General features: G+C 57.9%; 11 protein-coding genes and 1 pseudogene. 9 read left to right on the forward strand and 3 right to left on the reverse strand.

The annotated features are described in order from the left end of the window. Positions 1-54: 54 nt before the first annotated feature. Positions 55-2085 carry a M3 family metallopeptidase gene (locus tag ACIOVB_RS20370; protein WP_401270783.1) on the forward strand — a complete coding sequence of 677 codons (2031 nt, stop codon included), beginning with the start codon at positions 55-57 and terminating at the stop codon, positions 2083-2085. Positions 2086-2094: 9 nt separating this feature from the next. Here ACIOVB_RS20370 and ACIOVB_RS20375 read toward each other — a convergent pair whose 3' ends face one another. Continuing rightward, on the reverse strand, positions 2095-2739 hold the full coding sequence (locus ACIOVB_RS20375) for a dual specificity protein phosphatase family protein (RefSeq protein WP_401270785.1): 645 nt from the start codon (positions 2737-2739) through the stop codon (positions 2095-2097). Between the two features lie 303 nt (positions 2740-3042). Between ACIOVB_RS20375 and ACIOVB_RS20380 the strand changes: the two genes are divergently transcribed. The 3 genes from ACIOVB_RS20380 to ACIOVB_RS20390 are packed head-to-tail and all read left to right on the forward strand — an operon-like array spanning position 3043 to position 6891. After that, complete coding sequence (locus tag ACIOVB_RS20380; RefSeq protein ID WP_401270787.1) at positions 3043-3789, forward strand: gluconate 2-dehydrogenase subunit 3 family protein; 747 nt, start codon at positions 3043-3045, stop codon at positions 3787-3789. Between the two features lie 3 nt (positions 3790-3792). Next, a complete protein-coding gene (locus ACIOVB_RS20385; protein WP_401270790.1) occupies positions 3793-5577 on the forward strand; it encodes a GMC family oxidoreductase in 1785 nt (594 codons plus the stop codon). A gap of 12 nt (positions 5578-5589) precedes the next feature. Continuing rightward, entirely contained in the window at positions 5590-6891 is a 1302-nt protein-coding gene (locus ACIOVB_RS20390; RefSeq protein WP_401270792.1) for a c-type cytochrome, read from the forward strand. A 53-nt stretch (positions 6892-6944) separates the two neighbouring features. Here ACIOVB_RS20390 and ACIOVB_RS20395 read toward each other — a convergent pair whose 3' ends face one another. After that, positions 6945-7187, reverse strand: a complete 243-nt coding sequence (locus ACIOVB_RS20395; RefSeq protein WP_401270794.1) for a hypothetical protein — start codon at positions 7185-7187, stop codon at positions 6945-6947. A 285-nt stretch (positions 7188-7472) separates the two neighbouring features. Here ACIOVB_RS20395 and ACIOVB_RS20400 point away from each other — a divergent pair, with 285 nt between their 5' ends. From ACIOVB_RS20400 to ACIOVB_RS20415, 4 genes are all read left to right on the forward strand, one after another. After that, on the forward strand, positions 7473-8018 hold the full coding sequence (locus tag ACIOVB_RS20400) for a hypothetical protein (RefSeq protein ID WP_401270797.1): 546 nt from the start codon (positions 7473-7475) through the stop codon (positions 8016-8018). Between the two features lie 101 nt (positions 8019-8119). Beyond that, complete coding sequence (locus ACIOVB_RS20405) at positions 8120-9172, forward strand: PA0069 family radical SAM protein (protein WP_401270799.1); 1053 nt, start codon at positions 8120-8122, stop codon at positions 9170-9172. A 237-nt stretch (positions 9173-9409) separates the two neighbouring features. After that, on the forward strand, positions 9410-10138 hold the full coding sequence (locus ACIOVB_RS20410) for a carbonic anhydrase (RefSeq protein ID WP_187680730.1): 729 nt from the start codon (positions 9410-9412) through the stop codon (positions 10136-10138). Positions 10139-10228: 90 nt separating this feature from the next. Continuing rightward, a complete protein-coding gene (locus ACIOVB_RS20415) occupies positions 10229-11755 on the forward strand; it encodes a SulP family inorganic anion transporter (protein WP_401270802.1) in 1527 nt (508 codons plus the stop codon). Between the two features lie 72 nt (positions 11756-11827). On the opposite strand, the gene ACIOVB_RS20420 is transcribed toward ACIOVB_RS20415, so the two are convergent. Continuing rightward, positions 11828-12478 carry a hypothetical protein gene (locus ACIOVB_RS20420; protein WP_401270804.1) on the reverse strand — a complete coding sequence of 217 codons (651 nt, stop codon included), beginning with the start codon at positions 12476-12478 and terminating at the stop codon, positions 11828-11830. 369 nt (positions 12479-12847) lie between these two features. On the opposite strand from ACIOVB_RS20420, the pseudogene ACIOVB_RS20425 reads away from it, so the two are divergent. Further along, positions 12848-13029: pseudogene (locus ACIOVB_RS20425) on the forward strand (cytochrome c oxidase subunit II); the annotation flags it as partial.

Below are 13029 nucleotides of genomic sequence, written 5' to 3' on the forward strand. Positions count from 1 at the left end.
TCCCGCTCTTCCTGTTTAGGCTGGCCCATTCAGCCACGCCTCAAGGAAGACGCCATGCCTGACACCAATCCGCTGTTACAAAACTGGACTCTGCCCCCGTGGTCGGCGATTCGCGCCGAGCATCTGCTCCCGGCCATCAACGTGATCGTTGCCGAAAACCGCCAGATCATTGCGCAGGTGATCGCCAGCCAGACCGAACATCCTGGCTGGGACGATCTGGTGGTTGCCATTGATGAGGCCGATGCTCGTCTGGATGAAGCCATAGGCGTCATTGAAACCCTCTCGACCGTCAAACCCGATGATATCGACTGGCTCAGGGAAAGCGCGTTGTGCAGCCTTGTCGCGGCCCAGTACACGGCCGACAAGGCCGCTAACCTGGCGCTCTACCGTGTTTATCAACGTCTGGCGAAGAGTTCGGTGGCGGCGAGTTTCGATGGTCAGCGCAAAGCCTCGTTGGCGAAGGTTCTGCGCAAATTCCGCTTGTCCGGTATCGAACTACCGCCTGCACAGCAGCAGAAACTCACCCGCCTGAACCGCGACATCAAAAGTATGGAGCAACTGTTTAGAAGCAATCTGGAGCTGGCAAACGCCGCATGGAGCAAGCGCATCGACGACGTCACGCAGCTTGAAGGCTTGTCTGCCGCGGCAAAGGCGCGTCTGGCCCTCAATGCCAAACAGGCAGGACACGACGGCTGGCTGCTCACGCTGGATCAAAACACCTACCGGCAAATCCTGACCCATGCACAGGACCGGGCGCTGCGGGAGGCGTATTTCACTGCCTGGCTTTCCCGGGCGTCCGACCAGGGCCCCCGGGCGGACAAACTCGATAACGATCCGGTGCTGACCGTACTGGTCGCCTTGCGTCACGAGAAAGCCCGGGTATTGGGTTTCGAGAATTACGTCCAGTTACGCCTCGAAAATCGCATGGCATCGTCTCCTGAGCAGGTCGCTGCCTTTTTGCGTCAGCAAGTGGCTTTGAATAAACCGGCATTGCTGCGCGATACCCAGGCCCTGAAAGCGTTCGCACACACGCTGGGGATTGCGCACGTACAGGCGTGGGATGAAGACTTTCTTGCCGAGCAACTACGCATTCAGCAATTGAACGGTGCGCTGAAAGGCTTGCGGCAATACTTCCCGCTTGATGGCATCTTGCGTCGACTCTGTCAGTTCAGCGAGCGCCTGTTCGGGATCCGCATCGTCGAACAGACGACGTTCAGCCACTGGCACGACGATGTAAGGCTCTTTGAGGTCAGCGAGCACGGGCAGGTGATCGGGTATATCTACTTTGATCCCTATCACCGTGAAGAGGACGCCGACTACGCGTTCACCACTGTCCTGCGCATTCGCCGAATCAATGCCGAGGGGCGGCCATCGCTGCCGATCGCCCGTCTTTATAGCAACTTCACGGCTGCCACCGACGAGCATCCCTGCCTGCTCTCTCACGAAAATCTGCGGGTGCTGTTCCACGAATTCGGCCACTGTCTGCAGCATGTTCTGACGCGATCGCCCCATCGCAACCTGGCGGGTATTTCCCAACTGGGGCGTGATACCGCCGAATTCGCCGGGCAGTTGTTCGAACACTTTTGCCTGTCGCCCTCGTTTCTGTTGTGGCTGGCGGCTCATTACCAGAGTGGCGAACAGCTGACTGAGGCTCGGGTCAACACCGCGCTGGCGGCCATTGGTGCCCACACCAGTCGCACAACCGCTATGTTGCTGATGACGGCACTGTTCGATCTGCAATTACATTGCAGTCACGGCGATAGCCGCAGCATCGAACAAGTATTCAAGGATGTGCAGCGTGAAGTTCCTCACCTGCAACTGTCGGGATATCACCGTTTCGCCAATGGTTTTGACTACCTGGTGACCGGTTATGAGGCATCGGTCTATGCCTACAAGTGGTCTGGCGTATTGGCCACCGAAGTGTTCGAACGGTTTCAGCGTGATGGGGTGTTCGACCCGCAAACGGGTCGGGGTTTTCGCGATGCGTTCTTCGCCCCCGGCGACTCACGCTCGTTACTGAAAGCGCTGGAAACCTTTCTAGACCGGCCGATCAACGCAGCGCTATTTGCGGCCACGACCGATTGAGTGGGTCGATCATTTCAAATTGACCGTCTGGAACCAGCTCTTCATCGAACAAGTTGCGAACGCGCTGGTACTGCAATCGCCGTTAGCCAGCGCGGTGCGCAACTTGTCGACATCGGCCTGCATCACGTAACGCACGCTGTCGCGAAAGTGCCCGCTCTCACCAAACCCGCCCTGGGTCATCTCGCTCAACGCGTCCTCTTTGCTCCAGCCCTGCACCACCACGCGGTACATCGCGGCCATCAGACCGGTGCGATCGGAGCCGTGTTTGCAATGCATCAACACCGGGCCATTGGCTTCGGCGCTCTCGATGGCGCGCAAGGTCTTGAGCACGTCGCTGTCGTCGACGTGGTTGGTGCGATACGGCAACTGCACCTGATTGATGCCCGGCTCGGACAGCCAATTGGTGTCGGCTTCCGGCAGGAAGTTGATCACAGTGGCCACCTTGAGATTCTTCAGCAACGGCACCACACCGCCATCAGGTAATGCGCTGCGGTAGAGGGTTGGCGACATCTGGAACAGGTTGTATTGCACTTCAACCGGTTGCGCCCACTCAGGCGGACGGGAGGTCGGACTGTCAGCCGCCTGGGCGGGGATCAAGTGCAGCAGGGCAACAAGCGATAAACACAAAGCAGGGAAAAGGCGCATTCGGGGCATGCTGGGTTGACCGTATCGAGATGGTTCAGTGATAGCACGCAGCTTCGCAGCCTGCCGGTCAAAGCCCCGTGAGCCGGCTGTCAAAGAATCGTGAACCCGCGCTGTTACAGCGGACCGGCAAGCAAAATTTCAGTCTTTTTACGCTGAATCGATTCAACCGGATGCTTAGCCTGCTACCATTTGTCACATCATGTTGCAGATGCGCCCCCCTTTTCCGGGTCAACCGGCCACGTCGCGACGACAAATCCTGAAACCGTTCTCAGAAACGGCTGACAACCATCAATGCCTGATGAGGTGCCCCCCATGTCTGATGCAGATCGAGACAACCCGCGGCGTGAGTTTTTGCGCAAATCCCTGATCCTGATTCCAGTGGTGACCCTGGCGGGTACCGGTCTGGGCAGCAGCGTGCTGCAAGCAGCGCCTGAAGCCGCACCGGCCAAACCTGCCGCGCAACCGGCTCGCGGCGACGCAGGCGTTTATCAGCCGAGCTATTTCACCGCAGAAGAATGGGCATTCATCAATGCTGCCGTGGCGCAATTGATTCCCAACGATGCCCAAGGCCCGGGTGCGCTTGAAGCCGGCGTGCCGGAATACATCGATCGTCAAATGAACACGCCGTATGCCGCTGGTGCCCTTTGGTACATGCAGGGTCCGTTCAATGCCGACGCAGCACCGGAGATGGGCTGGCAGAGCAAACTGGTGCCAAAAGAGATCTATCGCCTCGGCATCGCCGCCACGGATCAGTGGACCAAATCCCTCAACGGTAAAACATTTGCCGAGCAAGACAGCGCTACCCGAGACGATTTGCTCAAGCAACTCGAAGCCGGAAAACCGCCGTTCGATAGCGTCCCGGCGAAGATTTTCTTCAATCTGCTGCTGCAAAACACCAAGGAAGGGTTCTTCTGCGATCCGATCCACGGCGGCAATAAAGGCATGGTCGGCTGGACCATGATCGGCTTCCCCGGCGCCCGCGCCGATTTCATGGATTGGGTGGAACGCAACGAGCAATACCCCTTCCCGGCAGTTTCGATTCGCGGCGAGAGGGCTTAAGGCATGGCAACGGTAATGAAGAAGGTCGATGCAGTCATCGTCGGGTTCGGCTGGACCGGCGCGATCATGGCCAAGGAGCTGACCGAAGCGGGTCTTAACGTGCTGGCGCTGGAGCGCGGGCCGATGCAGGACACCTACCCCGACGGCAACTATCCGCAGGTGATCGACGAACTCACCTACAGCGTGCGCAAAAAACTTTTCCAGGACATTTCCAAAGAGACCGTCACCATTCGCCATAGCGTCAACGACATTGCCCTGCCGAACCGCCAATTGGGCGCGTTCCTGCCGGGCAACGGCGTCGGCGGTGCAGGGCTGCACTGGTCGGGCGTGCACTTTCGCGTCGACCCGATCGAGTTGCGTATGCGCAGCCACTACGAAGAACGCTACGGCAAAAGCTTCATCCCCAAGGACATGACCATCCAGGACTTCGGTGTCAGCTATGAAGAACTGGAGCCGTTCTTCGATTACGCCGAAAAAGTCTTCGGCACCTCGGGTCAGGCATGGACTGTGAAGGGTCAGTTGGTGGGCGAAGGCAAGGGCGGTAATCCCTATGCCCCTGATCGTTCGAACCACTTCCCATTGGAAGCGCAGAAAAACACCGTTTCCGCACAGCTGTTCGGTAAAGCGGCCACAGAGGTTGGTTACAAACCCTACAACCTGCCTTCGGCGAATACTTCAGGGCCTTACACCAATCCCTACGGCGCACAGATGGGCCCGTGCAACTTCTGCGGATTTTGCAGCGGTTACGTTTGCTACATGTATTCCAAGGCTTCGCCAAACGTGAACATTCTGCCGGCGCTCAAGCCTTTGCCGAATTTCGAGCTGCGGCCCAACTCGCATGTATTGCGGGTCAACCTCGACAGCAGCAAAACCAAAGCCACCGGCGTGACTTACATCGACGGTCAGGGCCGCGAGATCGAGCAACCGGCGGATCTGGTGATTCTCGGCGCCTTCCAGTTGCACAACGTGCGGCTGATGCTGCTCTCCGGGATCGGCAAGCCCTACGACCCGATCAGCGGCGAAGGTGTGGTCGGGCGTAACTTCGCCTACCAGAACATGGCGACCATAAAAGCGTTCTTCGACAAGGACACCCACACCAACAACTTCATCGGTGCCGGTGGCAACGGTGTGGCGCTGGATGACTTCAACGCCGACAACTTCGACCACGGCCCGCACGGCTTCGTCGGTGGCTCGCCGATGTGGGTCAACCAGGCTGGCAGCCGACCGATTGCCGGCACCTCCAACCCACCGGACACTCCGGCCTGGGGCAGTGCGTGGAAACGCGCGACCGCCGATTACTACACCCATCAGGTATCGATGGACGCTCACGGCGCGCATCAATCCTACAGAGGCAACTACCTCGATCTCGATCCGGTGTACCGCGATGCCTACGGCTTGCCGCTGCTGCGGATGACGTTCGACTGGCAGGAAAACGACATCAAGATGAACCGCTTCATGGTCGAGAAAATGGGCAAAGTCGCCGAAGCAATGGGCCCGAAAGCCATTGCGGTGATCGGCAAGAAAGTCGGCGACCACTTCAACACCGCGTCGTACCAGACCACCCACCTCAACGGTGGCGCGATCATGGGCACCGACCCGAAAACCAGCGCTCTGAACCGCTACTTGCAGAGCTGGGACGTGCACAACGTGTTCGTGCCGGGGGCATCGGCGTTCCCGCAAGGCCTGGGTTACAACCCGACAGGGCTGGTGGCTGCGCTGACTTACTGGTCGGCGAAAGCGATCCGTGAGCAATACCTGAAAAACCCCGGCCCGCTGGTTCAGGCTTAAGGAGCGATGACCATGAAGAGTTTTGTTATCGCGACCCTGGCCCTGCTCGGCAGCGCTACTTTGCAAGCGGCCGAAGTTGATCAGTCCTTGATCAAACAGGGCGAATACCTCGCCCGCGCCGGCGACTGTGTGGCTTGTCACACCGCGAAGGACGGCAAGCCTTTCGCCGGTGGACTGCCGATGGAAACCCCGATTGGCACGATCTACTCGACCAACATCACCCCGGATAAAACCGGCGTCGGTGATTACAGCTTCGAGGACTTCGATCAGGCCGTGCGTCACGGCGTCGCCAAAAACGGTAGTACGTTGTACCCGGCAATGCCGTATCCGTCCTACGCCCGTGTCAGCGAAGGCGACATGAAAGCGTTGTACGCGTACTTCATGCGAGGCGTTGAACCGGTGGCGCAGGAGAACAAGGCCAGCGACATCCCGTGGCCGTTGAGCATGCGCTGGCCGTTGATGGGCTGGCGCTGGATGTTTGCGCCGAAGGTCGAGGACTACAAGGCCACGTCAGAAGATCCGGTCATTGATCGTGGGGCTTATCTGGTGGAAGGCCTCGGACATTGCGGCGCCTGTCATACGCCACGTGCCCTGACCATGCAGGAAAAATCCTTGAGTGCAGCGGATGGTAAAAACTTCCTGGCCGGCAGCGCGCCGCTGGAAGGCTGGATCGCCAAGAGTCTGCGCGGTGACCACAAGGACGGCCTGGGTAGCTGGAGTGAAGAGCAACTGGTGCAATTCCTCAAGACCGGTCGCAGCGACCGTAGCGCAGTGTTCGGCGGCATGAGCGATGTGGTCACCCACAGCATGCAATACATGACCGACGCCGACCTGACCGCGATTGCCCGCTATCTCAAGTCGTTGCCAGCGACTGATCCGAACGATCAGCCGCACCAGTACGACGAAAAAGTCGCCAAGGCCCTGTGGAACGGTGACGACAGTCAGCGCGGCGCAGCGGTGTACATCGACAACTGCGCGGCGTGCCACCGCACGGACGGCCACGGCTATACGCGGGTATTCCCGGCGCTGGCAGGCAATCCGGTGCTGCAATCAGATGACCCGACTTCGTTGATTCACATTGTGCTCAAGGGCGGGACTTTGCCAGCGACGCACACGGCGCCTTCGACCTTCACCATGCCAGCGTATGCATGGCGCCTGTCGGATCAGGAAGTCGCAGATGTGGTGAGTTTTATTCGCGGCAGTTGGGGTAACAAGGGCGCTCCAGTGAAAGCAGCCGATGTTGCCAATCTGCGCAAGAACGATATGCAGACCACTTCCGGCGATGACCTGGGGCAAGTCACTTCGCATAACTGACGCTTGAATATCGCTGACATGGCACGAAGGCTTGTGCTGTGTCAGCGAGCCAATCAACGCTTGGGCTGAAAGCCCTTGAATTGCGCAAAGGCATCCGCCAACTGCAAGTAAAGCTTCTTGTCGTGTTTATCGATGTCGCCATCGCCGTCAGCATCGACGGCGTCTTCGGAAATCAAGTCATAACGACCGTTACCTTGCGACGAAGAAGCGAACAACGAGTAGTCGTAATCCATCATTTCCGTCGCGTCTTCATCGTAGTGATAGAACGCGACCTCCGGATTTCCATCTTGGTCCATATCCGCGATTTCGAGCAATATCCTGATCGTCATAAATAAAATCTCTGTCCGTTGATTACGCCAGGATCACCGGCAAAGTTGCCGCACGCTCCTCAGGCTAAATCCAAAGTATGAACACATCTACTGTCATACCTGACAGGGTGTATAAGCAGACAGTGCTGACTGTCTTGCTGTCGATATATACACCCTGTCAACTATAACAGTAGACATTTATTGACGGCAGTTCTAATTTCAAAGGCGTGACTACTACACTTTTAATATTGAGTATGGCAGGGAGCGGACATTATGAATTACGCTGTGTTATATGAGTTCAAGGATATCAAGGGAGATCATCACGCCGAAGCGATCATCTCCCGATACAACGATGGATATGCGCCGGGCAGTAAACCCAACGTAGTTGTCACAGTTGAATACAACACGGTCAGTAAAAAATATGAAACCGTCGAAGGGTATGACGATGTCGAGGGAGATGGCGACCTTGATGAAGATGACCAGTCTTATTACACCCTCGCCGCTGATATTGCCTCTGCTATTGCAGGTTTAAGCAAGCAGGATGACGGCCGTCGCTATAAGAGCATGCTGGTGTCTTTCGATAATAACGGCAGCCCGGCTGCACCGCCCGATGTCAAAATTGGACTGTTCAATGTTTCAAATCCCGGTTTGAGCCAGCCTGACTTTACCGTCACAGCGACAGATTATAGAAACGGCCTGTATAACAAGGTTTCAAATACTGTAGATGCCAACGGCGATAACCGCATTGATCTTAACGATCAACTTGTATTCAAGAGGATCGCAAATTCTTTTGCCTCAATGAAAGGGTTCAAAGCCTGAACTGACTGACAACTCTATTATCTTGCTTATCGCCCGACGGCACTGGCGGGTTACCCATTTCCACGATACTGTACGGACATACAGCATCGTGGAATTTCATTATGGCCATCCCTGACCGTGGTCGCGGCACCGCCAGCAACCCGCACAACCGCTTCGCACCGAGCCGCTCGGTTGCCGAAGACGACGGCTGGTATCAGGAAGTGCCCGAGACCCAGGGCACCGAGGTGATGATCGAAACGGCGAAGACGATCATCACCCGCAACACCTCGCCGGATCTGCCGTTCGACCGCTCTATCAACCCCTATCGTGGCTGCGAACATGGCTGCATCTATTGTTACGCGCGGCCCAGCCACGCCTATTGGGACATGTCGCCGGGGCTCGATTTCGAAACGAAGCTGATCGCCAAGACCAACGCTGCCCAAGTGCTGGAAGAACAGCTCGGGAAAAAAGGCTATCAATGCGCGCCGATCAATCTCGGTTCCAACACCGATCCGTATCAGCCGATCGAACGCGAACACAAGATCACCCGCCAGATCCTCGAAGTGCTGCTGCGTTATCGGCACCCGGTGACCATTGTCACCAAGGGCTCGTTGATCCTGCGCGACCTCGACTTGCTCACCGAACTGGCGCAACAGCGGCTGGTGGCGGTGATGATCAGCCTGACCACACTGGACGATGAACTGAAGCGAATCCTCGAACCCCGCGCCGCTGCGCCCAAGGCGCGCTTGCGGGCAATCCGGGTGATGCGTGAAGCGGGAGTTCCGGTGGGAGTGCTGTGTTCACCGATGATTCCGATGATCAACGACAGCGAGATCGAAAGCCTGCTGACCGAGGCCCAAGCCGCCGGCGCGCAAAGTGCGGCCTACATGATGCTGCGCCTGCCGCTGGAAGTGGCACCGCTGTTCGAGGAATGGCTGCAAGCGCATTATCCGCAACGCGCAGCGCATGTGTTGAGCCTGGTTCGACAAAGCCGTGGCGGCGAGCTCTACGACAGCCGTTTCGGCGCGAGGATGCGAGGTGAAGGGCCGTTTGCAGATCTGCTGGCGCAGAGGTTTGCCAAAGCCATCAAGCGTCTGGGCCTCAATCATCGCGAGAGCTACAACCTCGATTGCACAGCCTTCTGTCCGCCGGGTCGCCAGATGTCGTTGATTTAGCGACAATTGGCCTATGGTTGAGTGGTCGGAACCCTTCCGTCGAAACTGCCAGTCACGTTTTTTGTGACCTGGAACACACGTTCTAGAGCGCTTGATTCAGTTTGAGTTAAGTTTCGACGGCTACCTTGTTCATCGAGTGACTGACGGGTCGGGATGACTCGGATGTTTTAAACAGCCACTGGCTTCATACCGGAATACCGGGGCATGACTCCCTGAATCCGCCTAAGAGGATGAATCATGAGTGACAAGGATAAACAGCCGTTGGCTGCGTCGGCGCAAGCCCCTGTGGCGGAATCCGCCGATGCAGCGCTGCGTCAGATCGTAGACGGCTTTTTGCATTTTCATCATGAGGTCTTCCCGCAGCAGGAAGAACTCTTCAAAAAACTCGCCACGGCCCAGTCGCCAAAAGCGATGTTCATCACCTGCGCCGACTCGCGCATCGTGCCCGAACTGATCACCCAGAGTTCGCCCGGCGATCTGTTCGTGACCCGTAACGTCGGCAACGTTGTACCGCCCTACGGCCAGATGAACGGCGGCGTTTCCACTGCGATCGAATACGCGGTGCTGGCGCTCGGCGTGCAGCACATCATCATCTGCGGCCACTCGGATTGCGGCGCCATGCGCGCGGTGCTCAACCCCGACAGCCTGGAAAAAATGCCGACGGTCAAAGCCTGGTTGCGCCACGCCGAAGTGGCCAAAACCATGGTGCATGAAAACTGTAACTGCGCCGACGAAAAAGAAAGCATGCCGATCCTCACTGAGGAAAACGTCATCGCCCAATTGCAGCACTTGCGTACCCATCCTTCGGTAGCCTCGCGCATGGCGAACGGTCATCTGTTCATCCATGGCTGGGTCTACAACATCGAAACCAGCGAAATCAAAGCTTACGACGCGGATCAGGGCTGCTTCCTGCCGCTCGACGGCAGCCATCCGATTCCGGTGGCGACGCCCAAAGCGCGCTTCTAAATCTTCCTAACAATCTGTGTGGTTTGACGCCGGCCGCTGTTTCAGCGGCCCGGCCTCGCCACGCCTGAAGAAAGCTTCGGGAGAGTCATCATGCGTGCTGCTCAATTAAAAGCGGTGTTGCCACGGGAGCTGCTCGCTTCGGTGGTTGTATTTCTGGTCGCCCTGCCGCTGTGCATGGGCATTGCGATTGCGTCAGGGTTGCCGCCGGCCAAAGGCCTGATCACCGGGATCATCGGCGGTCTGGTCGTGGGTTGGCTGGCGGGTTCGCCGTTGCAGGTCAGCGGGCCGGCAGCGGGTCTGGCAGTGTTGGTGTTTGAACTGGTGCGCCAGCACGGCATCGAGATGCTCGGGCCGATTCTGCTGCTGGCCGGTTTCCTGCAACTGGTGGCCGGGCGACTGAAGCTCGGTTGCTGGTTTCGGGTCACAGCGCCAGCGGTGGTCTACGGCATGCTGGCCGGGATCGGCGTGTTGATTGTGCTCTCACAAATCCATGTGATGCTCGACGCCTCACCAAAGCCCTCTGGGCTGGATAACCTCACAGCGTTCCCCGCTGCGGTGGCGCAAGCCTTGCCGTCGTTTGGCTGGCAGGCCGGTCTGCTCGGGCTGGCGACTATTGCGGTGATGTGGCTGTGGGAGAAATTCCGTCCGCATTCCCTGCGCTTTATTCCCGGCGCATTGCTGGGTGTGGGTCTGGCGACGGGTGCCAGTCTGATGCTGGCGTTGCAGGTTAAACGCGTCGAGGTGCCGGCCAATCTGGCAGAAGCCATCGATTGGCTGAAACCGGCGGATCTGCTCAGTCTGGCGGACCCGACGCTGCTGATCGCTGCGTTTGCCGTGGCGTTTATCGCCAGCGCCGAAACCCTGTTGTCGGCGGCGGCGGTGGATCGCATGCACAGCGGTGTTCGTTCGGACTTCGACCGTGAACTGTCGGCACAAGGCGTCGGCAACATGCTTTGCGGCCTGGTCGGCGCGTTGCCGATGACCGGGGTAATCGTGCGCAGTTCGGCCAACGTCCAGGCCGGTGCGACCACGCGCTATTCGACAATCTTCCATGGCCTGTGGCTGCTGGCGTTCGTGCTGTTGCTGTCGAGCGTGCTGCAAAGCATTCCGGTGGCGAGTTTGGCGGGTGTGCTGGTGTATACCGGTTTCAAACTGGTGGATCTCAAGGCGTTTCGCGGGCTGGGTCGTTATGGCCGGATGCCGATGTTCACTTACGCCGCGACGGCGCTGGCGATCATCTTCACCGACCTGTTGACCGGCGTGCTGATCGGCTTCGGCCTGACCTTGCTGAAACTGGCGTTCAAGGCTTCGCGCTTGAAGATCAGCTTGATCGATCTGCCGCAGGACGGCGAGATGGAGTTGCGTCTGGTGGGGGCGGCGACGTTCCTCAAGGTGCCGGCGCTGACGCAGGTGCTGAACACGATTCCTATGGGCACCACGGTGCATGTGCCGCTCAATAACCTGAGCTACATCGACCATTCGTGTCTGGAGTTGCTGGAAGAGTGGGGCCGGGCGAATGCGGCGAAGGGGTCGAAGCTGTTGATTGAGTCGCGTGGGTTGAAGCGCAGGCTTGAGGGGCGTATTCGGACTACCACCGGGATCGGCGCGGCCGGCTAAATCTTCCCGCCTGAACACAACACCTGTGGGAGCTGGCTTGCCAGCTCCCACAGGTGTTGAGGTGTTTCTGGGTTAAGCAGCCGGTTGATCCAGCTCCAGACCCACACCCAATCGACGGCCCATGCACGGCCAGCGTTTCCACGCCGCACCGGTGTCGGGGCTGCTGAGTTTTTCGCGGTAGGCCTCTACCGACTCCAGCGCAAAACTCTCTTCGTTGAGCATCTCGTCGATGGCGTGATGCACCGCTTCGTCCAGTTGGTTGGCAAACTCCTCACCGATCAATTGGTGAGCAATCAGATTGGCGACCGTCATGTCCAAGGGGATCAGTGGCTGGCCGAAATGCTTGATGTACAGGTCGTTGACCTCTTCGACAAAACGGTGCGCCAGGTAGGCTTCGTCCAGCAGGCTGTCCAGGCCAACGTGCCCGGCCATGATTACCGGCGGCTGGAGGAAATACTGCTCGGCGATTTTCAGCACCGGTTTGATCTGCGATTCGATTCCCGCTTCCCTGGCGACTTCATTGGCTGCATCCAGCAGGTCTGGCACTTCATCGATGTAGGCGGCGACAAAACGCGTCAGCACGCCTTTGGCGTCGGCTTCCGGCAATTGGATCGCCGGGTGTAAATGAGGCAGCTTGCTTTCCAGCTGACGGGTCAGCAGGCCGGTGTCTTTCTCGTGCTGTTGGGCGGTTTGGATCTGCTCGCGCAATGCGGCGGTGTTCATGAAAACTCCAGGGAACAAGGCAATGAAATAGGGAAGACATAAGTTAGCTGGCTTACGAAAAATGCTAAGACGCATTTGTCATAATTATTTCATCCTTGATGCGCCTGCGTTATATCGATTTACCACCTCTCGTCTGCATCCTTCTCCATTCGTGCCCTTGAACGCAAGTCTCGGCTGTTTCAGTTCATTTACGTCCTCACATTGCAATTTCCAGTCGCTGTCTATACTCGCCATTGAATGGAGTTAGCTGATGACGCCCGACTGCACCCGCAGCAAGGCCCGGCGATTCAAGTTCGTAGTCTGATGCAGCCGCTCCCTTGCCGCAGGCGAAAGCCGGCGGGATAACAAGAACGATAAGGGGAACCCGCAATGATGCGACATCCACACGTCTGGATGGGCCTCCTGTTGTGGTCGATTTTCAGCCAGGCCAATGCGGCCTGGACTGTGAATATGGCGCCCGGAGCGACTGAAATCAGTCACGCAGTATTCGACCTGCACATGAACATTTTCTGGTTCTGTGTGGTGATAGGGTTCATCGTATTCGGAGCAAT

This window comes from Pseudomonas sp. NPDC087639 (assembly GCF_044743385.1).
In the GTDB taxonomy this organism is placed as follows: domain Bacteria; phylum Pseudomonadota; class Gammaproteobacteria; order Pseudomonadales; family Pseudomonadaceae; genus Aquipseudomonas.

What these genes read in the sequence shown, in the direction of transcription:
- ACIOVB_RS20370 (WP_401270783.1), top strand. Translation starts at nt 55, where the DNA reads ATGCCTGACACCAATCCGCTGTTACAAAACTGGACTCTGCCCCCGTGG.
- ACIOVB_RS20375 (WP_401270785.1), bottom strand. Translation starts at nt 2,739, where the DNA reads ATGCCCCGAATGCGCCTTTTCCCTGCTTTGTGTTTATCGCTTGTTGCC.
- ACIOVB_RS20380 (WP_401270787.1), top strand. Translation starts at nt 3,043, where the DNA reads ATGTCTGATGCAGATCGAGACAACCCGCGGCGTGAGTTTTTGCGCAAA.
- ACIOVB_RS20385 (WP_401270790.1), top strand. Translation starts at nt 3,793, where the DNA reads ATGGCAACGGTAATGAAGAAGGTCGATGCAGTCATCGTCGGGTTCGGC.
- ACIOVB_RS20390 (WP_401270792.1), top strand. Translation starts at nt 5,590, where the DNA reads ATGAAGAGTTTTGTTATCGCGACCCTGGCCCTGCTCGGCAGCGCTACT.
- ACIOVB_RS20395 (WP_401270794.1), bottom strand. Translation starts at nt 7,187, where the DNA reads ATGGACCAAGATGGAAATCCGGAGGTCGCGTTCTATCACTACGATGAA.
- ACIOVB_RS20400 (WP_401270797.1), top strand. Translation starts at nt 7,473, where the DNA reads ATGAATTACGCTGTGTTATATGAGTTCAAGGATATCAAGGGAGATCAT.
- ACIOVB_RS20405 (WP_401270799.1), top strand. Translation starts at nt 8,120, where the DNA reads ATGGCCATCCCTGACCGTGGTCGCGGCACCGCCAGCAACCCGCACAAC.
- ACIOVB_RS20410 (WP_187680730.1), top strand. Translation starts at nt 9,410, where the DNA reads ATGAGTGACAAGGATAAACAGCCGTTGGCTGCGTCGGCGCAAGCCCCT.
- ACIOVB_RS20415 (WP_401270802.1), top strand. Translation starts at nt 10,229, where the DNA reads ATGCGTGCTGCTCAATTAAAAGCGGTGTTGCCACGGGAGCTGCTCGCT.
- ACIOVB_RS20420 (WP_401270804.1), bottom strand. Translation starts at nt 12,478, where the DNA reads ATGAACACCGCCGCATTGCGCGAGCAGATCCAAACCGCCCAACAGCAC.